The 22518-nt window shown below is 65.7% G+C and carries 23 protein-coding genes, 1 tRNA gene and 3 pseudogenes; 11 read left to right on the top strand and 16 right to left on the bottom strand.

All coding sequences use genetic code 11. The annotated features are described in order from the left end of the window. Window positions 1-3 precede the first annotated feature (3 nt). The 9 genes from ACX9MO_RS12395 to ACX9MO_RS12355 all read right to left on the bottom strand — a co-directional run bounded on the left by ACX9MO_RS12395 (window position 4) and on the right by ACX9MO_RS12355 (window position 6290). Window positions 4-876 (bottom strand): carbon-nitrogen hydrolase family protein, encoded by an 873-nt coding sequence (locus tag ACX9MO_RS12395; protein ID WP_462214453.1) that lies wholly within the window; start codon window positions 874-876, stop codon window positions 4-6. 114 nt (window positions 877-990) lie between these two features. Further along, complete coding sequence (locus ACX9MO_RS12390) at window positions 991-1572, bottom strand: GNAT family N-acetyltransferase (RefSeq protein WP_462212054.1); 582 nt, start codon at window positions 1570-1572, stop codon at window positions 991-993. Next, entirely contained in the window at window positions 1569-1964 is a 396-nt protein-coding gene (locus tag ACX9MO_RS12385; protein WP_462212053.1) for a ketosteroid isomerase-related protein, read from the bottom strand. Before ACX9MO_RS12385 ends, ACX9MO_RS12390 begins: the two co-directional genes overlap by 4 nt. A 50-nt stretch (window positions 1965-2014) precedes the next feature. Beyond that, on the bottom strand, window positions 2015-2410 hold the full coding sequence (locus ACX9MO_RS12380) for an arsenate-mycothiol transferase ArsC (protein WP_462214452.1): 396 nt from the start codon (window positions 2408-2410) through the stop codon (window positions 2015-2017). A 66-nt stretch (window positions 2411-2476) separates the two neighbouring features. Continuing rightward, on the bottom strand, window positions 2477-2956 hold the full coding sequence (locus ACX9MO_RS12375; protein WP_222493136.1) for a UPF0262 family protein: 480 nt from the start codon (window positions 2954-2956) through the stop codon (window positions 2477-2479). A 3-nt stretch (window positions 2957-2959) separates the two neighbouring features. Next, complete coding sequence (gene hisD / locus ACX9MO_RS12370) at window positions 2960-4264, bottom strand: histidinol dehydrogenase (protein ID WP_462212052.1); 1305 nt, start codon at window positions 4262-4264, stop codon at window positions 2960-2962. Between the two features lie 98 nt (window positions 4265-4362). Beyond that, complete coding sequence (locus ACX9MO_RS12365; protein WP_222493140.1) at window positions 4363-4833, bottom strand: DUF2948 family protein; 471 nt, start codon at window positions 4831-4833, stop codon at window positions 4363-4365. Continuing rightward, window positions 4830-6098 carry a UDP-N-acetylglucosamine 1-carboxyvinyltransferase gene (gene murA / locus ACX9MO_RS12360; protein WP_222493142.1) on the bottom strand — a complete coding sequence of 423 codons (1269 nt, stop codon included), beginning with the start codon at window positions 6096-6098 and terminating at the stop codon, window positions 4830-4832. Before murA ends, ACX9MO_RS12365 begins: the two co-directional genes overlap by 4 nt. A gap of 6 nt (window positions 6099-6104) precedes the next feature. Beyond that, on the bottom strand, window positions 6105-6290 hold the full coding sequence (locus tag ACX9MO_RS12355; RefSeq protein ID WP_222493144.1) for a hypothetical protein: 186 nt from the start codon (window positions 6288-6290) through the stop codon (window positions 6105-6107). A 241-nt stretch (window positions 6291-6531) separates the two neighbouring features. Between ACX9MO_RS12355 and ACX9MO_RS12350 the strand changes: the two genes are divergently transcribed. Further along, window positions 6532-6606 (top strand) — tRNA-Thr (locus ACX9MO_RS12350). Between the two features lie 245 nt (window positions 6607-6851). On the opposite strand, the pseudogene ACX9MO_RS12345 reads toward ACX9MO_RS12350, so the two are convergent. Together ACX9MO_RS12345 and ACX9MO_RS12340 are read right to left on the bottom strand one after the other, a co-directional pair. Continuing rightward, window positions 6852-7157 (bottom strand): annotated as a pseudogene (locus ACX9MO_RS12345) (IS3 family transposase); the annotation flags it as partial. After that, the gene (locus ACX9MO_RS12340) at window positions 7106-7282 is read right to left on the bottom strand and encodes a transposase (protein ID WP_462212051.1); all 177 of its coding nucleotides are present in this window, start codon (window positions 7280-7282) and stop codon (window positions 7106-7108) included. The pseudogene ACX9MO_RS12345 and the gene ACX9MO_RS12340, both read right to left, overlap by 52 nt. A gap of 56 nt (window positions 7283-7338) precedes the next feature. Here ACX9MO_RS12340 and ACX9MO_RS12335 point away from each other — a divergent pair. The 3 genes and pseudogenes from ACX9MO_RS12335 to ACX9MO_RS12325 all read left to right on the top strand — a co-directional run. Beyond that, window positions 7339-7860 (top strand): annotated as a pseudogene (locus ACX9MO_RS12335) (transposase); the annotation flags it as partial. Window positions 7861-8014: 154 nt separating this feature from the next. After that, window positions 8015-8329 (top strand): hypothetical protein, encoded by a 315-nt coding sequence (locus ACX9MO_RS12330; protein WP_462212050.1) that lies wholly within the window; start codon window positions 8015-8017, stop codon window positions 8327-8329. Continuing rightward, a complete protein-coding gene (locus tag ACX9MO_RS12325; protein ID WP_462212049.1) occupies window positions 8326-9342 on the top strand; it encodes a hypothetical protein in 1017 nt (338 codons plus the stop codon). The genes ACX9MO_RS12330 and ACX9MO_RS12325 overlap by 4 nt, the downstream gene beginning before the upstream one ends. An 80-nt stretch (window positions 9343-9422) precedes the next feature. Here ACX9MO_RS12325 and ACX9MO_RS12320 read toward each other — a convergent pair whose 3' ends face one another. Continuing rightward, window positions 9423-9833 (bottom strand): hypothetical protein, encoded by a 411-nt coding sequence (locus tag ACX9MO_RS12320; protein WP_462212048.1) that lies wholly within the window; start codon window positions 9831-9833, stop codon window positions 9423-9425. Window positions 9834-9985: 152 nt separating this feature from the next. On the opposite strand from ACX9MO_RS12320, the pseudogene ACX9MO_RS12315 reads away from it, so the two are divergent. From ACX9MO_RS12315 to ACX9MO_RS12305, 3 genes and pseudogenes are all read left to right on the top strand, one after another. Further along, window positions 9986-10296 (top strand): annotated as a pseudogene (locus ACX9MO_RS12315) (transposase); the annotation flags it as partial. Between the two features lie 34 nt (window positions 10297-10330). Then, window positions 10331-10846, top strand: a complete 516-nt coding sequence (locus ACX9MO_RS12310; RefSeq protein WP_462212047.1) for an HNH endonuclease signature motif containing protein — start codon at window positions 10331-10333, stop codon at window positions 10844-10846. A 231-nt stretch (window positions 10847-11077) separates the two neighbouring features. After that, window positions 11078-12181, top strand: a complete 1104-nt coding sequence (locus ACX9MO_RS12305) for a tyrosine-type recombinase/integrase (RefSeq protein ID WP_462212046.1) — start codon at window positions 11078-11080, stop codon at window positions 12179-12181. Window positions 12182-12336: 155 nt separating this feature from the next. On the opposite strand, the gene ACX9MO_RS12300 is transcribed toward ACX9MO_RS12305, so the two are convergent. The 3 genes from ACX9MO_RS12300 to proS all read right to left on the bottom strand — a co-directional run bounded on the left by ACX9MO_RS12300 (window position 12337) and on the right by proS (window position 16192). Continuing rightward, entirely contained in the window at window positions 12337-12714 is a 378-nt protein-coding gene (locus tag ACX9MO_RS12300; RefSeq protein ID WP_222493146.1) for a hypothetical protein, read from the bottom strand. Between the two features lie 274 nt (window positions 12715-12988). Then, the gene (locus ACX9MO_RS12295) at window positions 12989-14134 is read right to left on the bottom strand and encodes a M20 family metallopeptidase (RefSeq protein ID WP_462212045.1); all 1146 of its coding nucleotides are present in this window, start codon (window positions 14132-14134) and stop codon (window positions 12989-12991) included. A 705-nt stretch (window positions 14135-14839) separates the two neighbouring features. Further along, window positions 14840-16192: a proline--tRNA ligase gene (proS, locus tag ACX9MO_RS12290; RefSeq protein ID WP_462212044.1), complete on the bottom strand. Its 1353-nt coding sequence runs from the start codon at window positions 16190-16192 to the stop codon at window positions 14840-14842. A 156-nt stretch (window positions 16193-16348) separates the two neighbouring features. Between proS and ACX9MO_RS12285 the strand changes: the two genes are divergently transcribed. The 4 genes from ACX9MO_RS12285 (at window position 16349) to ACX9MO_RS12270 (ending at window position 21982) form a co-directional block, all read left to right on the top strand. Further along, on the top strand, window positions 16349-17419 hold the full coding sequence (locus ACX9MO_RS12285; protein WP_222493152.1) for an AI-2E family transporter: 1071 nt from the start codon (window positions 16349-16351) through the stop codon (window positions 17417-17419). A gap of 1 nt (window position 17420) precedes the next feature. Further along, window positions 17421-18104 (top strand): P-loop NTPase family protein, encoded by a 684-nt coding sequence (locus tag ACX9MO_RS12280; protein ID WP_222493154.1) that lies wholly within the window; start codon window positions 17421-17423, stop codon window positions 18102-18104. Window positions 18105-18167: 63 nt separating this feature from the next. Continuing rightward, window positions 18168-20342 (top strand): RNA degradosome polyphosphate kinase, encoded by a 2175-nt coding sequence (locus tag ACX9MO_RS12275; RefSeq protein WP_462212043.1) that lies wholly within the window; start codon window positions 18168-18170, stop codon window positions 20340-20342. A gap of 83 nt (window positions 20343-20425) precedes the next feature. Beyond that, window positions 20426-21982 (top strand): Ppx/GppA family phosphatase, encoded by a 1557-nt coding sequence (locus tag ACX9MO_RS12270; RefSeq protein WP_462212042.1) that lies wholly within the window; start codon window positions 20426-20428, stop codon window positions 21980-21982. A gap of 106 nt (window positions 21983-22088) precedes the next feature. Here ACX9MO_RS12270 and ACX9MO_RS12265 read toward each other — a convergent pair whose 3' ends face one another. Then, entirely contained in the window at window positions 22089-22502 is a 414-nt protein-coding gene (locus ACX9MO_RS12265) for a hypothetical protein (protein ID WP_462212041.1), read from the bottom strand. Window positions 22503-22518 lie beyond the last annotated feature (16 nt).

Raw genomic sequence — 22518 nt, 5'->3', positions numbered from 1 at the left:
GATTCAGCGCAAGGCGATGACTTCGGGCGAAATGTGATCTGCGGGCTGCTCGTCCCAGTCCCGAAGGTTGCGCACATGGCCGTTGGCACGGACCTCCGCAACCTGTGCCAGATCGACCTCCGCGTAGGTCCAGCCGGGCTGCCCCAGTCGCCCCTCCGCAAGCACGCCATTGGGCGGAAACCCCGCGTCCGGCGGGCCGAAAATCCCGCCCATGCCGGTGTTTGCCTCCACCGCGGGCACCTTGGGATAGGCCCCCACGGTCGAGGCCATGGCCACCACGCATTGCCCTTCCAGCGCCCGCGCCTGGCTGCCGATCCGCACCCGCCAATAGCCTTCCTCGGCCTCGGTGCAGGACGGCACCAGCAGCAGCTCCGCCTCCCGCTGGGCCCGCGCCAGCAGCGGAAACTCGCTGTCATAGCAGATATTGATCGCCAGCTTGCCGAGGGCGGTGTCAAAGACCTTCAGCGGCCCCTGCCCCACGACACCCCAGGGATCGCGCTCCCAGAGCGTCATGATCACCTTGTCCTGGAACTCCACCGCGCCCGAGGGCGCCACCAGGTGCGCCCGGTTCACCAGGACCTCGCCGTCGAAGACCGGCCCCGAGGCCGCCACGATATACACCCCGTGCCGCGCCGCCAAACGCTGCGCCACGGCCACCGCGTCGCCCATGCGCCGCGCCACCTCGCGGGTTGCCACGTCCAGGTCCGTCGCCGCGTCACCTGCCAGCGAGGCCAGTTCCATCGCGCCGTACTCCGGGAAGAGCAGCAGTTCCGCGCCCTCACCCGCAGCCTCGGCCACCCAGGCCTCCTGCTTGGCCACATAGGCCTCCCAGCTCTCGAACCAGTCCAGCGGATAGGCCGCCGCCGCGATCTTCACCATGGCTTCACCATCTTTCGCTCCAAAATATCCTCGGGGGGAGTGTGCCGCAGGCACATGGGGGGCAGACAGCCCCCCTCCCCGCCCGCCGCAGGCGCACTCTGCCGAAAAGGCTCAGAGCGCCCGCATCCAGACCTGCAAATCCTTGCCAGTCTGCTCGGCCGCGCCCACGTCGGTCCAGTGGTAGCGCGCCACTGCCCCCTCGACCGGCGCATAACCGCGCCCGCGCCAGAAGACATCCAGCGGACGATACCCCTCGGGCCGCGCCGGGTGATCCGAGGGCCGCACCACCGAACAGAAGGCCGACCAGCGCCGCCCCAGGGCGCGGGCATGGGCTTCGCGCAGGTCGAAGAAGGCATGGCCCAGCCCCTGACCCCGGTACTCCGGCAGCAGGACGGATTCGGCGCAATAGAAGACCTCGCCCGCTTTCTCTGTCCGCCCCGCGAAGGCGGCGGCAAAATCCGCGTCCGCCTCCTCCATCCCCATGCCGGTGGCGACACCGACGACCCGGCCCGCGTCGAGCGCCGCCACGACAACCGCCGTTTCGGTGGTATAGACGTCGAGGTAGCGCCGCTCGTAGTCGAGGTCGCCCTCGTAGAGATAGGGCCAGTCCCGGAAGACGGCGATTCGCAGCCGCGCCACGTCGTCGAGCGCGGCGCCAAGCGCCTCTCCGGTCAGGACCCGCGTCTCGATCACGCCGAAACCTGCGCAATCCAGTCCGCGAGGTTGTAGTAGGTCGTCACCCGGGCGATCTTGCCATCCTTCAGGTCGAAGAAGGACCCGCCCGGCAGGCGGTAGGTCTGCCCCTTCGCCTCCGGCAGGCCCGCATCGGTCACGAGGTAGGTGCCGTTCACGATGAACTCCGCCGCGCCACGGGTGGCGTCCGGGTTGGCGAAGATCACCATGTCGGTCAGCTCTTCGCGGTAGCAGCGCTCCATGTGGGCGCAGAATTCGGCAAAGAGCGCCTTGCCCACGCGCACCTGGCCCTCGTTGACGTGATGCGCCACGTCCTCGGTCAGACAGGCCAGCATTCCCTCGGTATCGCCCGCGTTGAAGGCGGCGAAATAGGCACGGATCGTGTCGTTCATTCTGTCCTCTGAACTGGCTTTGAAGGTGGCAGGAAGGCGGGCCGGGGCGGTCAGCCCTGGCGGGCGGGGCCCCAGCGTTCGGTCAGGTGCCGCAGGATCTGGTCGCGGCTCTGGCGATAGGCGTTGAGCTTGGTCTCGCGGGTCTCGCCCAGGCCGGTCGGGTCCATGATCGGCCAGTAATCCACCGTCAGGTGGAAGAACCGCGTCAGCTCCAGTGCACGGTGCTGGCTGGCGGGGGACAGCGCCACGATATGATCGAAGGAGGACAGGTCGTCCCCCAGCTGCTGCATCTCGTCGAAGGAACGCGAGCGGTGCCGCTCCAGCTCCACCCCGATCTCCTTGCAGACCGTGATCGCGAAACCGTCGATTTCCAGGTCGTTGTGGACGCCCGCGGACTGGACGTAGACGCCGGGGCCGTAGAGCTTCTTCATGATGCCCTCCGCCATGGGCGAGCGCACGGCATTGTGGTCGCAGCAGAAGAGAACCGAATGCGGCAGCTTGTCGGGCACCCGTCAGCCCCCGAAGTGCAGGACGCAGATCAGGGTGAAGAGACGGCGCGCCGTGTCGTTGTCGACCTCGGCCTTGCCCTCCAGGCGCTCGATCAGGACCCGGGCACCTTCGTTGTGAATGCCGCGCCGGGCCATGTCGATGGTCTCGATCTGCGCGGGCGGCAGGTTCTTCACGGCGTCGAAGTAGCTTTTGCAGATGGCGAAGTAATCCTTCACCACCTGCCGGAAGGGCCCCAGCGACAGCAGGAACTGCGCCGCGGGCTGTTCATCCTCGGTCTTGATGTCGAAGACCAGCCTGCGCTCGCGGATCGACAGGCCGACGTGGTAGGGCCCGGCGGGCACCTCGCGTTCGTCCCGTTTCGGCAGGGTGAAGCTGTTCTCCTCCAGGAGGTCGAACATCGCCACCTTGCGCTCCTGCTCGATCTCCGGTGTCGGAGGCGGCAGGTTGCTGTCATCCAGCTCGATCAGGCTGATCCGGGACATCGCTCATTCCTCATTCAGATGGTCCAGACGGGCACGCACCGACAGGCCGTGAGCCTCCAGGCTCTCCGACTGTGCCAGCGTTTCCGCAGCGGGGCCAATGGCTTTCAGCGCCGCCGGGGTCATTTCTGCCAGAGTGGTGCGTTTGAGGAAGTCCAGAACCGACAGACCGGAGGAAAAACGCGCCGAGCGTGCCGTGGGCAACACGTGGTTGGGGCCGCCGACGTAGTCGCCGATCGCCTCGGGCGTCCAGCCGCCAAGGAAGATGGCACCGGCGTGGACGGTCTTTTCCGCCAGCCCGCGCGGATCGGCGACGCAGAGTTCGAGGTGCTCGGGCGCCACGCGGTTCGACAGCTCTGCCGCCTCGTCTAGGTCACGCACCACGATCACCGCGCCGTAGTCGGCCCAGCTGGCGCCCGCGATCTCGCGCCGCTCCAGCGTCTTGAGGCGGTTGTCCACCGCCTCGGCCACCTTGCGGCCAAAGGCGGCATCGTCGGTGATCAGGATGGATTGCGCCACGGGGTCGTGTTCCGCCTGGCTCAGCAGGTCCAGCGCCAGCCAGTCGGGATTGTTGTCCGCATCCGCGATGACGAGGATCTCGGAGGGGCCCGCGATCATGTCGATGCCCACCTTGCCGAAGACACGACGCTTGGCGGCGGCGACGAAGGCGTTGCCGGGGCCGGTGATCTTGTCCACCGGCGCGATCGTGTCGGTGCCATAGGCCAGTGCCGCCACCGCCTGCGCCCCGCCCACGCGATAGACCTCGTCGGCCCCCGCGATGCGCGCGGCCAGCAGGACCAGCGGGTTCACCACGCCGCCGGGCGTGGGCACGCACATGGCGAGACGCTCGACACCCGCCACCTTGGCGGGGATCGCGTTCATCAGCACGGAGGAGGGATAGGAGGCCAGACCGCCCGGCACGTAGATGCCGGCCGCCGACACCGGCGTCCAGCGCCAGCCCAGCGTCGCCCCGTCCGGATCGGTCCAGAGCGCGTCCTCGGGCATCTGGCGGACGTGGTAGGCGCGGATGCGCTGCGCCGCGCGTTCCAGCGCCTCGCGTTCACCAGCGGGCACCTTGGCGATCTCGGCATCGATCTCCTCGGCGGAGAAGGCCATGGTTTCGGGGGTCAGCTCAAGCCGGTCGAACTTCGCCGTCAGCTCCAGCACCGCGGCATCGCCCCGGGCGCGCACGTCGGCGATGATCCCGGCCACCACATGATCGACATCCGGGCTGTCCTCGCGCTTGGCCGACAGCAGGGCGGCAAAGCGGGCTTCGAAATCCGGCTCGGTCGTGTCGAGAAACTGGGGCATTGGGCAACTCCTTGGTTGCCCATCCCATAATACCTGTGTCCGGCACCCTCAAGCGGCAGCGTTTCAAGGCCCGCCTGAGGCCCGCGCCCGCAGGCGCGTCACTCGTGGCTCGGCACCTTGCCCGAGGGCGCGCGGTAGGGCCGGGTCACGTCCTTCAGGCTGACATCCAGCGCCTCGACCGTCAGCCGCAGCGCGCCGTCGCCCGCGAAGGTCAGCAGCACCGCGCCCGAGGGCGGCTCCGCGTCGGCCTCGAAGCCGATGGAGAGCAGAGAGAGAACCATCTCGCGGTCCTTGGGGTCGATGCCCTGGCTCGCAACCTTCAGCACGTTCTCGATGACGAGGAGCGAGCGCACCCGCTCGGGCCCGTGACGCTCCATCCCGCGATCTTCCCACCGGAAGCGGTTCACCAGCAGCGCCAGCCGCCGCTCCTTGGGCCGCCAGGACACGTCCTTGGCCTCAAGCACCGCGTCCTGCGTCAGGGCGGCGATGACCTTGAGGTCCTCGCCATCCTCCGCTCCGAGGTTCAGCGGGCGTTCGCGCCCATCTTCGAAACGTGCGTCTTCGGTCATGAGCCCTGGATCCTTTCGATCTTTGCGCCGACCGCCGAGAGCTTCTCCTCGACCCGCTCATAGCCGCGGTCGAGGTGGTAGACGCGGTTCACCTGCGTTTCCCCCTCTGCTGCCAGACCGGCCAGAATCAGCGAGACCGAGGCCCGCAGGTCGGTCGCCATCACCGGCGCGCCCTTCAGCCGCTCGACGCCGGTCACCTTGGCGGTGCCGCCGTGCACGTCGATCTTGGCCCCCATGCGCATCAGCTCCGGTGCGTGCATGAAGCGGTTCTCGAAGATCTTCTCCTCCAGCACCGACGTGCCTTCGGCGGTGCAGAGCAGCGCCATCATCTGCGCCTGAAGGTCGGTCGGGAAGCCCGGGAACGGTTCGGTCATCACGTCCACGGCGCGGATACGGCCGTTCTTGCAAGCGACGACCAGACCGGTCGGCGTCTCCGTGACCGAGATACCGGCCGCATCCAGCTTCTCGCAGAAGGCGCCGACGAGGTCGATGCGCCCGCCCAGCAACTCCACCTCGCCACCCGCGATGGCGGGGGCCAGCATGTAGGTGCCCAGTTCGATCCGGTCGGTGACGACCGGGTGGGTCGCGCCATGCAGGCGCTCGACACCCTGAATGGTGAGGGTCGAGGTCCCCTCCCCCTCGATCTGGGCGCCCATCTTGCGCAGGCAGTGGGCCAGATCGACGATCTCGGGCTCGCGGGCCGCGTTCTTGAGCACCGTGGTGCCCTTGGCCAGCGTCGCGGCCATCAGCGCGTTTTCCGTCGCTCCGACCGAGACGATGGGGAATTCATAGGTGCCGCCCTTCAGCCCGCCGGGGGCCTTGGCAAAGACATAGCCCTCGCGCAGGTCCAGCTCCGCGCCCATGGCCTCCAGCGCCTTGAGGTGCAGGTCCACGGGCCGCGCGCCGATGGCACAGCCGCCGGGCAGCGAGACGATCGCCTCGCCATAGCGCGCCAGCAGCGGCCCCAGCACGAGGATCGAGGCGCGCATCTTGCGCACGATGTCGTATTCCGCCTTGTGGCTGGTCAGGTCGTGGCTCGACAGGGCCAGCACCTTGCCGTCCTGCAACGCCGAGACTTCCGCCCCCAGCGACTGCAGCAGCAGGGTCATCGTCTTGATGTCCGACAGCCGCGGCGCGTTGGTCAGCGTCAGCGGTTCATCGCTGAGCAGCGTCGCCGGCATCAGGGTCAGGCAGGCGTTCTTGGCCCCCGCAATGGGAATCTGCCCGTTCAGTGCACCGTTGCCGGTGACGAGAATCGAATCCATCCGCTCTCAGTCCTCTTCGCGTGTGCCGGTGTCGCCGGCTTGTTCTGTCCGTTTCTCTTCGCCAGTGGCGTCAGCGGCTTGCCGGGCACGGGCCTGCGCCTTGCGGCGGCCCATGTTGGCTTTCAGCGCGGCTTTCAGCCTGTCCTGACGGTCCTGGCCCTTCAGCCGAGAGGTACGGGATTTGTCGGTCATGCCCCTTCTCTACTTCAGACGCAAAAAAGGGTCCAGATTGCGCTTGCGCCCCGCGTCGAATGCGTCTAATCAGCCGCCCACAGCCTGACGGGCACGCCCGCAGCTGACCGCACCGCCCGGCGATGGGCCCCTCGGATCGCGACACAAGCGCCGACGCGAGGGAAGGCGGGAAACGACAGAAAGGGTCTTGCCAGTGCCCGGTTCGGACGGTACTCACCGCCGCCAGAAACTGGAACATAGTGCTGCTGTAGCTCAGTGGTAGAGCACTCCCTTGGTAAGGGAGAGGTCGACAGTTCAATCCTGTCCAGCAGCACCATACAACTTCCTGAATTAATTCGGAAATACGCCAGCGCGCCGAAGTACCAACCGGCCAGCCATGCAAGAACAAGCAGGCAACACGCGGCGAGAAACCACCTGAATTCGTACAAATCCCGTACAGGCGAAAAATTACCGCACCCGCTGCACCGCCGCCGTCAGATCATCCGTCGCACGGCGCCTGACCTCCTCCAGCCCCGCCTCCAGCGTCTCTGCGTAGCCATGCGATGAATAGCCCCGCGTTTCTTAGACGCCTTTTTGTCTCAGTTTTTGCTGCCGCTCGAAGTCGACGGGCGACAGCATTCCGTTGAGCGCGTGCTTGCGCTTCGGGTTGTAGAACATCTCGATGTAGTCGAACACATCCCGCTTGGCCTCTTCTCGGGTGCGGTAGGTCCTTCGCCTGACCCGCTCACGCTTCAGCAAGTTGAAGAAGCTCTCCGCCACCGCGTTATCGTGACAATTGCCGCGCCGGCTCATGGAGTGCTCGAGATCGTGGGCCTTCAGAAAAGTGGCCCAGTCGATACTCGTGAACTGGCTGCCCTGATCCAAGGTGTTGTTGACCACGACCGAGGGCTTGCCACCAGCCGCTCAGCCACCTCCCTGACCGGGTAGCCCCTCTCCGTGATCTGCGCCACGGCGTCTCTCTTGAAATCGTCGCTGAACTTGCTGCTGCTCATCATGGCCTCCTTGCCTCAAAATTAGCGAAGAAGGCGTCCACGATACACGGGGCTATTCAGTCCGCGCTCTCGAGATCACTGGGCGCCACATCGGTGATGCCCCGGTGCTACCCGACCTGCTCGGTCAGATCGCGGCGGACGAACGGATCGGCAGCGTCACCGCCGACGGTGCGTACGACATACGCAAATGCCACGACGGCATAGCCGACAGCGGCGCCCATGCCGTCATGCCGCCCCATAAGAACGCGAAGCCCTGGAAGACCATCACCGCCGGAGCCGAGGCGCAAAACGAGCCCCTGCGCGCGGCGAAATACCTGGGCCGCGCGCTCTGGCGGCGATGGGGCGAATACCACCGCCGAAGCCGCGTCGAGACAAAGATGCACCGTGAAAAGTTGCCGGGGCAGCGCCTTATGGCGCGGGGCTTCGACCGTCAGGTCGCTAAGCTCCAGGTCCGCATCGCCGTCCTGAGCGGAGACACCGCGCTCGGCATACCCGTCACGGAAGCTGTGGGACAAGTCCCTCCAGGTAAAAGGAAACCTCGGACATCACCTGATTTGTGCACCAGAGTCGGCCCTTAACCTAAGCCCCATTGCCTTCGAGCAAAAGGCCCAGGAAGTGAGCTAAAGTCACCCCACCAAACCCGGGCAAGTCCACTCAAGCCTTGACGCTCACTTGTGCGCCAGCGCACAATCAAAACCCAATCAAGAAACCCAAACGCAAAATGCCCACCAAATGCTTGAAGAGACAGAGAACCACGACCTGCCAGACGACGTGAGGATATCAGCCGCCGCGCTGAAAGACAATTCGCTCGGGGCATATCCCCGCGCTCTGTTTGAGTCATCAGCCGAGTATACGGTGGCAGCGGCAGACCCCATAGAATCGCTTGAACGCGAGGCCGACGAATGGGCGCTGTCCATGGGTCGCCTTCTCACCGCCGTTGAGGCATCCAGCATCCCGAGCGTGAACGGGTCGCTGGATGCCTTGATGGATTGGATCAAGACCAACCATCCCAAGGGACCGGCCACGAAAGGCAAGGGTGAACCGTGAAACTCAAGATTCTAGGCACATCGAACGGTATTATCGCCGGCGGCTACGCGGACGCTCTCAAGGGCATAGACGGCGTTGACGTGGTGCAAAACCTGTCGATCGGATCTAGCCATCCCACCGTCATCCCCTTCGCGCTACTTGAGGATGATCCTAAAGCCGACTGCGATGCCTTCGTGCTTGATATGTGTGTTAACGAGCAGCGCGCCGACGCAAAGGGCCTATTCAACGTTGGAATCTCCGAACCGATGCTGACCCACTTTCGCGACCACTGCGCGCGCTCTGGCGCCGCACCGGTCGTTTTGCTGCTACCCAACCTCAACCCTGAAGGGGAGTTGAACCGAGGCTCCGTTGATCGGTGGCGCGAGATTTGCGCCAAGATGGGGGTGGACTACATCGACGTAGCCGCGCTGGCAGCTAACCACGGCCCGGCCAAAGACCTATGGCGCGACGGGAACCACCCTACGGTGGAGTTCTCGGCACTAATTGCGGAGGAAATCATTTCCGCCTGCCGCGCCCTTGATGCAGTTCCATCGCCATCTTCTACAGCAAGCCCCATCCATGTGATTAACTGCGACGTAGGAGAGAAAATCGAACGGTCCACCAGTCTCACCACCAAGGCTTTTTCGCGACTCATGGAAGATGAGACGGTCCAGATCGCGCTGGGTGATGGCAGCGACTTTGAGGTGCTGGGCGTGTCCCTCAACATGGCGCAGACCCACGCGGCCCTAGAATTTCGAGGCAGCAACAAGATCGTTCAGCGGTTCGATAATGGCTTCTTTGATGTGAAACGCCCGCTTTGGTTTGTCTCTTGGGGGCTGGTGTCCCCGGTGAGATCCGCGAACGGCAGTGTTTCCGTCCGGGTGATCCGCCCCCGGAACTCGAAAAGCCAGCTCAAGAATGACCACATCAAGGGGTCTCTGCCCGTGACCGATGATCTCCGGGTAGTGATGGAAATCGGCGGTTTTGTCGTCCGTAGATTACAACCCCAGAACACAAAAGGCCCCGCCGGTTAGGGCGAGGCCAGAGAAGGAGAGAAAAATGGAAGATTTTCGGCGCGTTTGCATCTAAAAATGGCGATTGCCGCGACCATATCTCAGCCGATGATGGAAAGATCAAGGTGCACCTCGTTGAGGTGGAAGGACGCGGGACGCCCAACCTGATGTTGCAAATGCCTGCTGGTAACATGGTTGAGCGCGGCCCGCGTCACGAGTGACCCTAACATGGTAGCCGAAGCCGCCTTTTCCACCCGCTCGAAGGCTTCCCCTGCCGCAGCCACACAGGTGACGCCATCCGGGCAGGTAACGATGGTCGTCCATGCCCCCGGTGTTGAGGTTGACGAACATCTCGACCACGGCACCGTTCCCCATCCCCACAAACTAGCCGGCCTAACCGAAGTCTTTGCCAAGCGTTTCCAGCTCAAAAAGGGACGCGCGGCGCAGCTGGGGTTGGCCTGTGCGGACACGACGAAGAACACTGCAGCAGCGGCGAGAAGGATAGCTTTCATGGCTCATACTTCGGGCCGCTATGATGGTCCCGCCGAGACCTGCGGCCAAGGGAATGGCGCCGGTCTTGGGAGCGTTCGATAGGGCCCTAGGGTCAGGGCCCGCTGATTTCAGGTCTATCGCGTGATTCACGACTCGAGAACGAGCGGTGAACATGCCTGATCTCTTCTGGCTGACCGACGCGCAGATGGCGCGGTTGGAGCCCCATTTCCCGAAGCCCACGGCAAGCCTCGTGTCGATGACATCCGTGCCTTGAGTGGAATTATATCCATCAATCGCAATGCCTTACGTTGGCGCGATGCACCGTAAGAGTATGGTCCGCACAAGACGCTTTATAGTCGTTGAAAGCGATGGAGTGACAAGGGCATCTTTGCGCAGATGATGGCTGGCCTGACCGCTCAGCACGGTGAGAAAAAGACAGTGATGATCGACACCACCTATCTGAAGGCCCATCGCGCCGCGTCACCGCGCCTTCTCCGAAGCCTTCGGACGCGATGACGTGTCAGCGGCCAACCTGCATGCTCTCCGCAAGCGGAAGGGCTGGAAGACCGGCCGCACCGGGCACTTCGCCAAGGGCGGCGAGCCGCACAACAAGGGAAAGCCGTTCAACCCGCCAGGCAGCGAGAAGGGCCGCTTCAAGAAGGGCAACACGCCCCACACCTACAAGGGCGCCGGACATGAGCGGATCGACAGCAAGGACGGCTACGTCATCCTTATCCTGGATGAGCCGAACCCATGGACGGGAGGCACGACCAGACCGGTGCACAAGCATCGCTACCTCTGGGAGAAGGCCAACGGCCCCGTGCCGGATGGCCACCGCCTCAAGAGCCTGGACGGCGACAAGACCAACTGCGATCCATCGAATTGGGAGGCCATCCCGATGGCGCTCGCCCCACGGCTCAATGGCCGCTTCGGGCGAGGCTACGACGACGCGCCGGCGGAACTGAAGCCGACGATCATGGCAACGGCGAAGCTGGAGCATGCGCTGCGCGAGAAGAAGAAGGGCACGGCATGAACCGGCCGGCGGCAAAGCGCCCGGAATGGAGGGAGTGATGACCGGATCAGAGATCCTTGACAGCGCCCGGACGCCGGAGGAATGGGCTACGAAGTTCAGCGAGCGCGGCATCACCGTATCAGCGAGAACCCTGCGAGCACTGGCGCGCAAGCTCGATGCTTGCCACATCATCGGACACGGCGGCATGCTCATTACACCCGACCAACTGGACAAGATTCTGGAGGCGCGCTCATGCCGCTCACACCGTACAAACGCGGCACCGTCTGGTGGGTCAAAGGTCGTATCGAATTTGAAGGACGCCCCATCTCGGACTATCTCCGGATCAGCACTGGCGCATCTTCAGAAACAGGCGCGCAAGCATTCATAGTCGAGACCACGACACGAGCGATCCGAACTCACATAATCGGGGAAGAGCGGTCCTTCACCTGGGACGACGCGATCCTGCTTTACGACGCCAAGACAGCAGATGCCGGGTTCCTACTGAAGGTCCACCCCCACCTAACGGGCCAGTTGATCAGCGACATCGCCCCGCAACTGGTCCGAGACCTCTGCCCGAAGATTTACCCCGACGCCTCGACCGACACCTGGAAGCGGCAGGTGATCACGCCGGTGAGCGCAGTTATCAACAACGCGCACGACCTCGGCAAGTGCCCCCCGATCCGCATCAAAGGCTTCACCTCAGCGCAACGCGTCGCTCAGGACGAGAAGCGAGGAAAGCAGAGCCGCCCGAGAAAGGTCGCCGGGGACTGGGAATGGATCGACAGCCTTCGCGGCTCGGCCAATCCCTACATCATCGCCGGTGTGGAGTTCATGTTCGAGACCGGCGCACGCATCGGCCAGCTTGTCGCCATCCGCCCGAAAGACCTGGACTTGAAGAACAGGCGCGTCTGGATCATCGCCCAGAAGGGCCACCCCGCCCAATGGGTGACCATTAGCGCCGAGATGATGGTAACGCTCGCCAACCTGCCGCCGCGACAGCCACACAATCGCAAGACCGACAAGCTGCTGCCGTATCGCGTGTTTGGGTATGGTGACCGAAGCGGCTTCACGTCCGCCCTGCGCACCGCGTGCAAGAAGGCTGACGTCGATTACCGGTCCCCGCATGCCGCCGGCCGCCACGGCTTCTACACCGAGCTGCGCGTCCGCCAAGGCGTTGACCCCATCACAGCGGCAGCAATGGGACGGTGGGCGAAGGCCGATCTTCCGGACTCGGTCTACGCTCACGTCGAGGCGGATGAGGCCGCAGTACGCGCCGCGATCCGTACAAATCGCGTACAGCGTGAAAACAGAGGCAAGGTCACCGCATTGAAAACAGGTAGGAAATCAAAAATTTAGGACCTCCTTGGTAAGGGAGAGGTCGACAGTTCAATCCTGTCCAGCAGCACCATTCCACTCCCCCCGATGAAAGATCATCTAGCCGGCAACGCGGCGAGCGCATGCGGTTTCCGTGGCGTGCCTGCCTTCCGGTCTGCGGATGCCAGCCGCGCCCCTCAGTCGCAGCTGCGCAGGACGGCACCGCCCAGGCGATGCGCGGCGCGGGCGTCGACCTCGGCCAGGCTGTGAACGACGAAGAGGCGCGGACGGCTTTCGCAAATCCGGACGGCCCTGACATTCGCCTTGCGAAACGCGGCCTGCAGCGCCCTGACGGCCTTGCACGGCTGATCGAACTGGCCCAGGTCATCGACCGGCCTGCCCGACGGGTCGATCAGTTCGACCGAGACAGTTCCACGCTCCAGTGCGCAGAACTCCAGGATCTGCCCTACGGGAATGACATCCAGCTCATCCGGAAGGCTTGGCGCTCGCAGGCACCGGACCAGCACAAAGGCTGCAACTGCGGCTACCCCCGCCGCGCATATGAAATACAGCATTCAAAACGTCTCAACCAAAACGGCCCTTGCTTCATATCCCCTGAAGCACCGGCCCGGCCCCCACACTTTGACGCCCCCCGCATTTCCCTTGGCAAAATGACTAGGGCCGAGGTGCGACGTCCAGCAAGTCTACCGCAAAGAGGCGTTCCTATCCTAAAGAATAGCGCCTCGCGCGTGAATTTTATGTGACGCGGGCCGCCCGGCCTGCACCTACACACGCCGTTCCGGTCCGGCCGCGCGGCCCCGCTTCCGGGACCGCGGGCCAATCACGGCCTCAGACCATGCGCAGGATGGTCAGCGCCATGGCCTGTGCGCGGGGCACCATGGTGCCGATGTCGAGGAACTCCTCGGGCGAATGGCCCTTGCCGCCGCGCGGGCCCGTGGCGCAGAGCGTCGGCGTCCCGGTGTAGGAGGCAATGCCGCTGTCCGCGCAGGAGCGGGTGAATTCCGCCTGCGTGGTCTGGCCAAGGTCATGGGCCGATTTCAGGTAGGCCGCGGTCAGGTCGGCGCTGCCGTCGGTCTGGAGCATGGGCAGGAAGGCCCCGAGCCGCTCGAAGGTGGCGCTGACGCCGTCCTCGCGGCAGGTCAGTGCGATCTCCTTGATCGCGGCCTCGGCCTGCTCGTATTCCTCCTTGGTGGCATAGCGCAGGTCGATCTGGCACTCCGCGTAGGGCGCGATGGTGTTGACCGACTGCCCGCCCGAGACGAGGCCCACGTTCACGTTGATGTCCCAGCTGTCCTGCTCCGGCAGCGCGTGCCAGGCCAGCGTCTTGCGGGCCAGTTCGTCGATGGCGCTGCGGCCATCCTTGGGATTCTGGCCCGCATGGGCCGCGCGACCGGTGATCGTGACCTTGTAGAAGGCCCCGCCGCGGCGGCCATTCACCACGTTCCCGCTGACCCGGCCGGGTTCCGAGTTGAAGACCGCGCGGGCATCCGCGGCCGCGGCCTCGATCACCGGGGCCGAGGCGGGCGAGCCGATTTCCTCGTCCGGGGTGAAGAGCGCATGCAGCGGCACCGGGCTTTCGCCGGTGGCGGCAAAGGCGGCCATGACGAAAGCGTTCATCACGAGGCCTGCCTTCATGTCGGCGCAGCCGGGGCCCGAGGCGATGCCGTCCTCGACCGTGAAGGGCCGTTTCGCGGCTTCGCCGGTGGGGAAGACTGTGTCCATGTGGCCCATCATCAGCACCGGGCGGTTGCCGGTGCCGGAGGCGAGACGGGCGTGCAGCGCGTCGCCGCCCGGGCCGAGGGTCGTGGTGGAGGTGGTCAGCCCCTTCTCGGTCAGGAAGGCCTCGATCTGGTCCTTGACCCGGTTCACGCCCTCGCGGTCATGGGAATTGCTGTCCGTGTTCACGAGCGCCTCGAGCAGCGCATGCATGTCGGCCTCGTGCGCGGCCAGCCAGTCGAGCGTCTTCTGGGTCATCTGAGGGGTCTTTCCTGTTGCGAAACTGTCGGGCCGGAGACTGCACGGGTTATTGTCGGATGTACAATTGAAAGCGGCAGAGGCGCCGGCGGGCGCCCCGGGTTTGAGGGCAGTGCACAGGAAGTGGCAGCGCCTGTCGGGGAGCGCGACGGACATGGCATCGCGGGGCCCTTCGCCGATGGGCCAGTAGGGCCAGCGTTACCCACGATGTCAGGGCACCACCAAGCCACGGCGGCCCCTCAACACATCTGCCGCGAGCCCGCGACTGACATCTCTTCAACCCAGCCCTCCCCCCCACAGAGCGCCACCCGCGCGGGACAAGGCCGCAGGCCGCCGCGCATCGCAGGCAGGCCCCCACGCGGCGGCGATTTGGTGAGGCTGGGCGGTCCCTCGATGGAACACGATAAGTGCGGCTGAGATAAACTGCCCGCCAGAGAGGGCTGGATCGCCCCCGCGCGCGCCGTCGATGCGCGGCTTTGCGTGGTGCGGCGAAGAATTTGGGGCGTTAAGCGCAGCGATGGCCTCGAGCCGTGAGGGAACGATCCATCAGAGAAAGGCGTCCCCCGCCCCCTCGCAGACTTTGAACCGGACAGGCCTGCCCCCTCACAGGCCACAACACCGATTGCCCCGCCGCCCCAAAAGAAAACCGGCCCGCGAGGGGCCGGTGTCCTGATCTTGGTGAGCCCCGAGGGGCCGGTGCGGGCCTCAGACCCGGCCGATGCCGTGGGCGCGGTAGATCGCAGCCACTTTCTCGACCGCCTGTTCGGGCGGCAGTTCCTCGCTCTCGCCGGTACGGCGGCAGGCCAGTTCGACCACGCCGTTCTTCAGGCCGCGCGGGCCCACGGTGATGCGCCACGGCAGGCCGATCAGGTCCATGGAGGCGAACTTGCCACCCGCCCGCTCGGTCGTGTCGTCGTAGAGCACCTCCAGCCCCAGCGCGCCGAAGCTGTCGTAGAGCGCGTCACAGGCGGCATCCGCCTCGGCGTCGCCCTGCTTGAGGTTCACGATACCCACGTGGAAGGGCGTGACGCCCTCGGGCCAGATGATGCCCTTCTCGTCGTGGCTCGCCTCGATGATCGCGCCCAGCAGACGGCTGACGCCAATCCCGTGGGAGCCCATGTGCACCGGCACCGGCTTGCCGTCGGGGCCCTGAACCGTGGCGCCCATCGGCTCGGAGTACTTGGTGCCGAAGTAGAAGATCTGCCCCACTTCGATGCCACGGGCGGTGCGGCGGCGCTCTTCGGGGATCTGCTCGAAGGCGGCGGCGTCGTGGGTCTCGTCCGTGCGGGCATAGAGCGAGGTAAACTCCTCCATCACCGCGCGGCACTCCTCGACGCTGTCATAGTTGATCTCGCGGTCGCCGAGACGGATGTCGGTGACGGCGCTGTCGTAGAAGACCTCCGACTCGCCCGTTTCCGCCAGCACGAGGAATTCGTGGGTGTCATCGCCGCCAATCGGGCCCGAATCCGCGCGCATCGGGATCGCCTGAAGGCCCATCCGCTCGTAGGTGCGCACGTAGGAGACGAGGTGCCGGTTGTAGGCGTGCAGCGCGTCTTCCCTGGTCAGGTCGAAGTTGTAGCCGTCCTTCATCAGGAACTCGCGGCCGCGCATCACGCCGAAACGGGGGCGGACCTCGTCGCGGAATTTCCACTGGATGTGGTACAGCGTCAGCGGCAGGTTCTTGTAGCTGTTGACGTGGCTGCGGAAGATGTCGGTGATCATCTCCTCGTTGGTCGGGCCGAAGAGCATGTCGCGGTCATGCCGGTCGCGGATGCGCAGCATCTCGGGGCCGTAGGCGTCGTAACGGCCGGATTCGCGCCAGAGGTCGGCCGACTGCAGCGTCGGCATCAGCATCGGGATATGGCCCGCGCGCTGCTGCTCCTCGTGGACGATCTTCTCGATGTTGCGCAGCACCTTGAAGCCGAGCGGCAGCCAGGAATAGATGCCTGCGGCCTGTTGCTTGATCATCCCGGCCCGCAGCATCAGGCGGTGGCTGACGATCTGCGCCTCCGAGGGCGTCTCCTTGAGGACGGGCAGGAAATAACGGCTCAGACGCATCTTGGACCCTTTGTGGCTTGGCGTGTTCACGTGGCTCCGCGTTGTGCGGCAAGTGAGACCGCTTGGCAAGGGAGGGGATCCCGTGCAAAACCGGGCTTTTAGGTTGAATCCGCCGCCCCCTGCCCCAAGATACCGGGGAAACAAGGAGAATCCGCCATGGGCCTGCCCGTCCGGGACCAGATGAAATACTGGGGTGTCGCCGCGGCGGTCTTCGTGCTGGCCCTGTGGTGGCTGGGCGACGTGATCCTGCCCTTCGTGCTGGGCGCCGCCGTCGCCTATTTCCTCGATCCGGTCGCGGACCGGCTGGAGGCTGCGGGGCTGAGCCGCGTCATGGCGACGGTGACGATCACGCTGGCCGCGATCCTGATCTTCGTGCTGATGGCGCTTCTCGTCATCCCGACCCTGATCGATCAGGCGATTTCGCTCTTCGACATGGCGCCCAAGCTCTTCGACGATCTCCAGACCTTCATCGAGACACGTTTCCCGGACCTGCTGCGGCAGGATTCGATCGTGCACCAGTCGCTCACCAGCATCGGTGAGACGATCCAGTCCAAGGGCGGAGAGTTGCTGAACACCGCCCTGACCTCGGTGGGCTCGCTGATCAACATCATCATGCTCTTCGTCATCGTGCCGGTGGTGGCCTTCTACCTCCTGCTCGACTGGGACCGGATGGTGGCCGACATCGACGGGCTGCTGCCGCGCGACCACGCGCCCACGATCCGCAAGCTGGCCCGCCAGATCGACGGCACGCTGGCCGCCTTCATCCGCGGCATGGGCACCGTCTGCCTGATCCTTGGCACCTTCTACGCCGCGGCGCTGATGCTGGTGGGGCTCCAGTTCGGCCTCGTCGTGGGGGCCTTCGCGGGGCTGGTCACCTTCATTCCCTACGTGGGCTCGCTCACCGGCGGCGCGCTCGCCATCGGGCTGGCGCTGTTCCAGTTCTGGGGCGAATGGGTCCAGATCGCGCTGGTCGCGGGCATCTTCGTCACCGGCCAGATCGTCGAGGGCAACTTCCTGACGCCCAAGCTGGTGGGCAATTCCGTCGGCCTGCACCCGGTCTGGCTGATCTTCGCGCTCTCGGTCTTCGGCTCGCTCTTCGGCTTTGTCGGCATGCTGGTCGCGGTGCCGCTGGCCGCCGCCCTCGGCGTGCTGGCGCGCTTCATGATCGACCAGTACAAGGACAGCCGCCTCTACCGGGGCCTCGATCAGGACGACGAGGCTGCCTGAGATGGAGCGGCAGATGAGCCTGAACCTGCCCGTGCGCACCGCAAGGGCACCGGAGGACTTCTTTACCGCCCCCTCGAATGCCATGGCCAAGGCGCTGGTGGACCTGTGGCCGCACTGGCCCGGCTCCAAGCTGGCCCTCGTGGGGCCGCGCGGCGCCGGCAAGACCCACCTCGCCCACGTCTGGGCCGCCCGCTCCGGCGCGACGATCCTGCCGGCCGATGGCCTGTCGCGCGCCGATGTGCCCATGCTGGCCCGCGGCCCCGTGGCGGTGGAGGACGTGCCCGGCATCGCGGGCGACCGCGACGCGGAGGCCGCGCTCTTCCATCTCCACAACCTCGTCCTTGCCGAGGGGCACACGCTGCTGGTCACCGGCACCGGCACGCCCGCCCGCTGGGGCCTGACCCTGCCCGACCTGCAAAGCCGGATGCAGGGCACGCAGGCCGCGGTGATCGAGGCGCCGGACGACGCGCTGCTCCAGATGATCCTGGTCAAGCTCTTCGCCGACCGGCAACTCTCGCCGCCGCCGAACCTGCTGCCCTACCTGCTGCGCCGCATGGACCGCTCCTTCGAGAGCGCGCGGCGCGTGGTCTCGGGGCTGGATGCCTATTCGCTGGCCCGGCAACGCCCCGTCACCCGCGGCTTGGCCAAGGAGTTTCTGGACAGGGGCGAGTTGCAGGGCGCATGATTTCGCTCTAACGACAGTCAATTCCGACATGTTTCCGTTACAGCGTTAGACCATATCAGCCCCATGATTTCCGCAGACTTCCTGAACGACCCGCTCCCCGCCCCCGTCGACCTGCCCGAGCTTGTCCGCGAGGGCCCGGGACGGTTCTATAACCGTGAACTGTCGTGGCTGGGCTTCAACTGGCGGGTGCTGGAAGAGGCCGAGAACCCCCGCGTGCCGCTGCTGGAACGGCTGCGCTTCCTGTCGATCTCGGCCAACAACCTCGACGAATTCTACACCGTCCGCGTGGCGGGCCTGCGCGAACTGGCGAAAGAGGGCAACACCACCCCCGCGCAGGACGGGCTGACGCCGGTGGAACAGCTCAAGCTGATCAACGAGGACGCGCGCCAGCTGATGGAGCGCCAGCAGAAGGTGCTGGGGGTTCTGCGCGGGCTGATGCAGGAGGCCGGGATTACCGTCGTTCTGCGCGACGGGCTGACCCAGGGCGATCGCGACTACCTCGACAACATCTTCCTGATGAAGGTCTTCCCGGTGCTCTCGCCGCTGGCGATCGACCCGGCGCACCCCTTCCCCTTCATCCCGAACACCGGCTTTGCCCTCGCCCTTGCGCTGGAGCGCAAGAAGGACCGCCGCCCGCTGATGGCGCTGCTGCCGATCCCGCACCAGATCGACCGCTTCGTGCCCCTGCCCTCCGAAGGGGGGCAGAACCGTTTCCTGCCGCTGGAGGAGCTGCTGCTCGAGAACATCGAGCAGCTCTTCCCCGGCTACCGGACCACGGGCCATTGCGCCTTCCGCGTGCTGCGCGACAGCGACCTCGAGGTCGAGGAGGAGGCCGAGGACCTCGTGCGCGAGTTCGAGACCGCCCTGAAGCGCCGCCGCCGCGGCGAGGTGGTGCGGCTCAAGATCTCGGCCAACGCGCCGGATGCGCTGAAGTCCATGATCATGCGCGAGCTCCACGTCCACGAGGACGAGGTGGTCGAGGTCGACGGCATGATCGGCATCGCCATGCTCTCGGAGCTGGTGCTCGACAGCCGGCCCGACCTGCTGTGGCCCTCCTTCGCGCCGCGGGTGCCGGAACGGGTGCAGGACCACGACGGCGACATGTTCGCGGCGATCCGCCAGAAGGACATGCTGCTGCACCACCCCTACGAGACCTTCGACATGGTGGTCCGCTTCCTGCGGCAGGCCGCCAGCGACCCGGACGTGGTGGCGATCAAGCAGACGCTCTACCGGACCTCCAAGAACTCCCCCATCGTCGAGGCGCTCTGCGAGGCGGCGGAAGAGGGCAAGTCGGTCACGGCGCTGGTGGAACTGAAGGCCCGTTTCGACGAGGCCGCCAACATCCGCCAGTCACGCCGGCTGGAACGCTCGGGCGCCCACGTGGTCTATGGCTTCGTCGACTGGAAGACCCACGCCAAGGTCTCGACCGTGGTGCGCCGCGAGGGCGACAACCTCGTGACCTACACCCACTACGGCACGGGCAACTACCACCCGATCACCGCGCGGATCTACACCGACCTCAGCTTCTTCACCTGTGACGCGGCGCTTGGCCGGGATGCGACGAAGATGTTCAACTACCTCTCCGGCTACGTGCTGCCCGAGAAGCTGGAGAACATCTCGATCTCGCCCCACTGGATGAAGGACGACCTGATCGAGATGATCGAGGCCGAGGCCGAAAATGCCCGCGCCGGCCGTCCGGCCGTGATCTGGGCCAAGATGAACTCGCTGATCGAACCCAAGATCATCGACGCGCTTTATGCCGCCTCCCAGGCGGGGGTCGAGATCGACCTCGTGATCCGGGGCATCTGCGGGCTGCGCCCCGGCATCAAGGGGCTGAGCGAGAACATCCGGGTGAAATCCATCGTCGGACGCTTCCTCGAACATTCGCGGATCGTGTGCTTCGGCAACGGCCACGGGCTGCCGCATCAGAAGGCGCGGGTGTTCTTCTCCTCCGCCGACTGGATGAGCCGGAACCTGAACCGCCGGGTCGAAACGCTGGTGGAGGTGACCAATCCCACTGTGAAAGCGCAGATCACGAGCCAGATCATGGCCGCAAACCTGCACGATCAGGCACAGAGCTGGGTCATGCAGCCGGACGGGAAATTCCTGCGGGCGGAGCTGCCCGAGCATGCCTTCGCCTTCAACTGCCACCGCTTCTTCATGGAAAACCCCTCGCTCTCGGGCCGGGGCTCGGCAGGGGCCTCCGACGTGCCACAGCTGACACACGAGCGGAACTGACACGGCTGCGTGACGGTTGACCGGGAGAGGCCGCGCCCCGCATAAGGGTCTGGCCTGACGTGGGTTAGAAGACGGAAAGAACCATGGACGCCAACAACGAACCCGCCGCACATGCCGGTGAGCCGGATTGGGGCCCCTTCGGTCGGCCGCTCTTCAACGATGCCGCCGCGCGCGCGCTCAGCCGCGTGGGCGTGGTGGACGTGGGCTCGAACTCCGTCCGCCTCGTGGTCTTCGACGGGGCGGCCCGCTCGCCGGCCTATTTCTACAATGAAAAGATCATGTGCGCCCTCGGCGCGGGCCTGTCCGACACCGGACGGCTGAACCCCGAGGGCCGCCGCCGCGCGCTTGCCGCGATCCACCGGTTCCAGCTGCTGGCCCGCGGCATGGGGGCCACGCCCCTGACCGCCGTCGCCACCGCTGCCGTGCGCGAGGCCGAGGACGGCGCCGATTTCGTGGCCGAGGTCGAGAAGCAGACCGGCGTCCGCGTCCATGTCATCGACGGCAAACAGGAGGCGCGGCTTTCGGCGCAGGGCGTCCTGCTGGGCTGGCCCGGGGCCTACGGGCTGATCTGCGACATCGGCGGCTCCTCCATGGAACTGGCCGAGATCGCGGGCGGAGAAGTGGGCCGGGCCGAAACCTCGGCGCTCGGGCCACTGAAGCTGGCCGACGTGAAGGGCGGCAAGAAGGGCCGCCGCGCCCACATCAAGGCCGAGATCGCCAAGCTTCAGGAAGCGCTCGGCGCACAGCGCAACCGGATGTTCCTCGTCGGTGGCTCGTGGCGGGCGATCGCGCGGATCGACATGGAGCGGCAGGGCTACCCGATGCACGTCCTGCACGAGTACCGGATGACCGCGACCTCGGTCCGCGAGACGGTCAAATTCATCGAGGAAAGCGACACCTCCGACCTGCGCAGCCGCTGCGGGATTTCCTCGGCGCGGATGTCCCTCGTGCCGCTGGCGGCCGAGGTGCTGCTGGAGGTCGTGCGCGCCTTCCGGCCCCATGACATCGCGATTTCCTCCTACGGGATCCGCGAGGGGCTGCTTTACGGCCAGATGCCGCAGGCGCTGCGCGACCGCGACCCGCTGATCGAGGCCGCGCGGTTCTCCGACAACAAGGACAGCCGCATCCCCGGCTTCGGGCGGGTGCTCTATACCTTCATCAAGCCACTCTTCAACGGTGCCAAGCCCGAGAAGCAGCGCCTCGTGAAGGCCGCCTGCCTGATGCATGACGTAAACTGGCGTGCCCATCCCGACTACCGGGCCGAGGTCTGCTTCGAGACCGCCACCCGTGCCAACCTCGGCGGCATGAACCACCCCGAACGGGTCTTCCTCGGCGTGGCCCTGCTGCACCGCTACAAGAACAAGCGCTCGGGCACCCATTTCGAGAACCTCTACGACTTCCTCGACGAGAAGGAGTTGCTGCAGGCGGAGGTTCTGGGCAAGGCGATGCGCTTCGGCGCGATGCTGTGGCTGGAGAAGGACGCCGATCCGGGCGAGCTGGTCTGGCAGCCCAAGAAGCGGCACCTGACGCTGAAGCTCAGCCGCGCGGCCTGGCCGCTCTTCGGGGAAGTGGCGCAGGCGCGTTTTGCCTCGCTGGCCTCCTCGCTGAACGCGACGACGCAGATCGACGTGCGGGACTGAGCCCGCAGGTCAGTGCGGAGGACAGCGGTAGGCCGGAGGGGACGCCCCTGTCGACGCAGCGGTCGGTCTTCACCGTGTCGGCGTCTTGTCGCCGCGCAATAGCAGATCAGAGGTCGATCGGCCCGCTTTCCGTCTCGGCCTCCGCCTCGGGCTCTTCGCCCGGCTGGCGCTTGCGCAGGATGATGTCGCCGTTCGGCAGCACCTCGGGCTTGTGGTACTGGCTGAAGTCCTTGATGTCGCCCATCAGGTCACGGAATGCCGGGCCCATCTCCTCCATGAAGGACTTCATGCCCGGCCCTACGTCGCGGGCCCAATCCTCGAGCCCCTCGATGGCGGGCGCCATCTCGTCGCGCAGGCCCCGGAAGAAGAGCTGCGCCCCCCGCCCCATAAGGCCCGCGCCGTCCTCGGCCTCTTCCATCTCGGGCGTCGGATCGGGTTCGACGATCTCGGCCGCGCCGGGACCGGGCAGCAGGGCAAGACCCATGACAAGGGACAGCGGAAGCGTCAGGCGATGTCTCATGGGCTCAATATAGGCC

The sequence above is a fragment of the Pseudooceanicola profundus genome (genome assembly GCF_054919315.1).
The sequence above is the reverse complement of the archived record's forward strand: the minus strand, read 5'-3'. Positions and strand labels throughout refer to the sequence as shown.

Excerpts from the sequence above, each read along its gene's own strand:
- ACX9MO_RS12320 (WP_462212048.1), bottom strand. The coding sequence starts at position 9,833 with ATGAAAGCTATCCTTCTCGCCGCTGCTGCAGTGTTCTTCGTCGTGTCC.
- ACX9MO_RS12340 (WP_462212051.1), bottom strand. The coding sequence starts at position 7,282 with ATGAGCAGCAGCAAGTTCAGCGACGATTTCAAGAGAGACGCCGTGGCG.
- ACX9MO_RS12365 (WP_222493140.1), bottom strand. The coding sequence starts at position 4,833 with ATGACCGAAGACGCACGTTTCGAAGATGGGCGCGAACGCCCGCTGAAC.
- ACX9MO_RS12295 (WP_462212045.1), bottom strand. The coding sequence starts at position 14,134 with ATGACCCAGAAGACGCTCGACTGGCTGGCCGCGCACGAGGCCGACATG.
- hisD (WP_462212052.1), bottom strand. The coding sequence starts at position 4,264 with ATGCCCCAGTTTCTCGACACGACCGAGCCGGATTTCGAAGCCCGCTTT.
- ACX9MO_RS12375 (WP_222493136.1), bottom strand. The coding sequence starts at position 2,956 with ATGTCCCGGATCAGCCTGATCGAGCTGGATGACAGCAACCTGCCGCCT.
- ACX9MO_RS12265 (WP_462212041.1), bottom strand. The coding sequence starts at position 22,502 with ATGAGACATCGCCTGACGCTTCCGCTGTCCCTTGTCATGGGTCTTGCC.
- ACX9MO_RS12280 (WP_222493154.1), top strand. The coding sequence starts at position 17,421 with ATGGAGCGGCAGATGAGCCTGAACCTGCCCGTGCGCACCGCAAGGGCA.
- murA (WP_222493142.1), bottom strand. The coding sequence starts at position 6,098 with ATGGATTCGATTCTCGTCACCGGCAACGGTGCACTGAACGGGCAGATT.
- ACX9MO_RS12300 (WP_222493146.1), bottom strand. The coding sequence starts at position 12,714 with ATGCTGTATTTCATATGCGCGGCGGGGGTAGCCGCAGTTGCAGCCTTT.
- proS (WP_462212044.1), bottom strand. The coding sequence starts at position 16,192 with ATGCGTCTGAGCCGTTATTTCCTGCCCGTCCTCAAGGAGACGCCCTCG.
- ACX9MO_RS12305 (WP_462212046.1), top strand. The coding sequence starts at position 11,078 with ATGCCGCTCACACCGTACAAACGCGGCACCGTCTGGTGGGTCAAAGGT.
- ACX9MO_RS12355 (WP_222493144.1), bottom strand. The coding sequence starts at position 6,290 with ATGACCGACAAATCCCGTACCTCTCGGCTGAAGGGCCAGGACCGTCAG.
- ACX9MO_RS12285 (WP_222493152.1), top strand. The coding sequence starts at position 16,349 with ATGGGCCTGCCCGTCCGGGACCAGATGAAATACTGGGGTGTCGCCGCG.
- ACX9MO_RS12380 (WP_462214452.1), bottom strand. The coding sequence starts at position 2,410 with ATGGCGGAGGGCATCATGAAGAAGCTCTACGGCCCCGGCGTCTACGTC.
- ACX9MO_RS12275 (WP_462212043.1), top strand. The coding sequence starts at position 18,168 with ATGATTTCCGCAGACTTCCTGAACGACCCGCTCCCCGCCCCCGTCGAC.
- ACX9MO_RS12270 (WP_462212042.1), top strand. The coding sequence starts at position 20,426 with ATGGACGCCAACAACGAACCCGCCGCACATGCCGGTGAGCCGGATTGG.
- ACX9MO_RS12330 (WP_462212050.1), top strand. The coding sequence starts at position 8,015 with ATGCTTGAAGAGACAGAGAACCACGACCTGCCAGACGACGTGAGGATA.
- ACX9MO_RS12385 (WP_462212053.1), bottom strand. The coding sequence starts at position 1,964 with ATGAACGACACGATCCGTGCCTATTTCGCCGCCTTCAACGCGGGCGAT.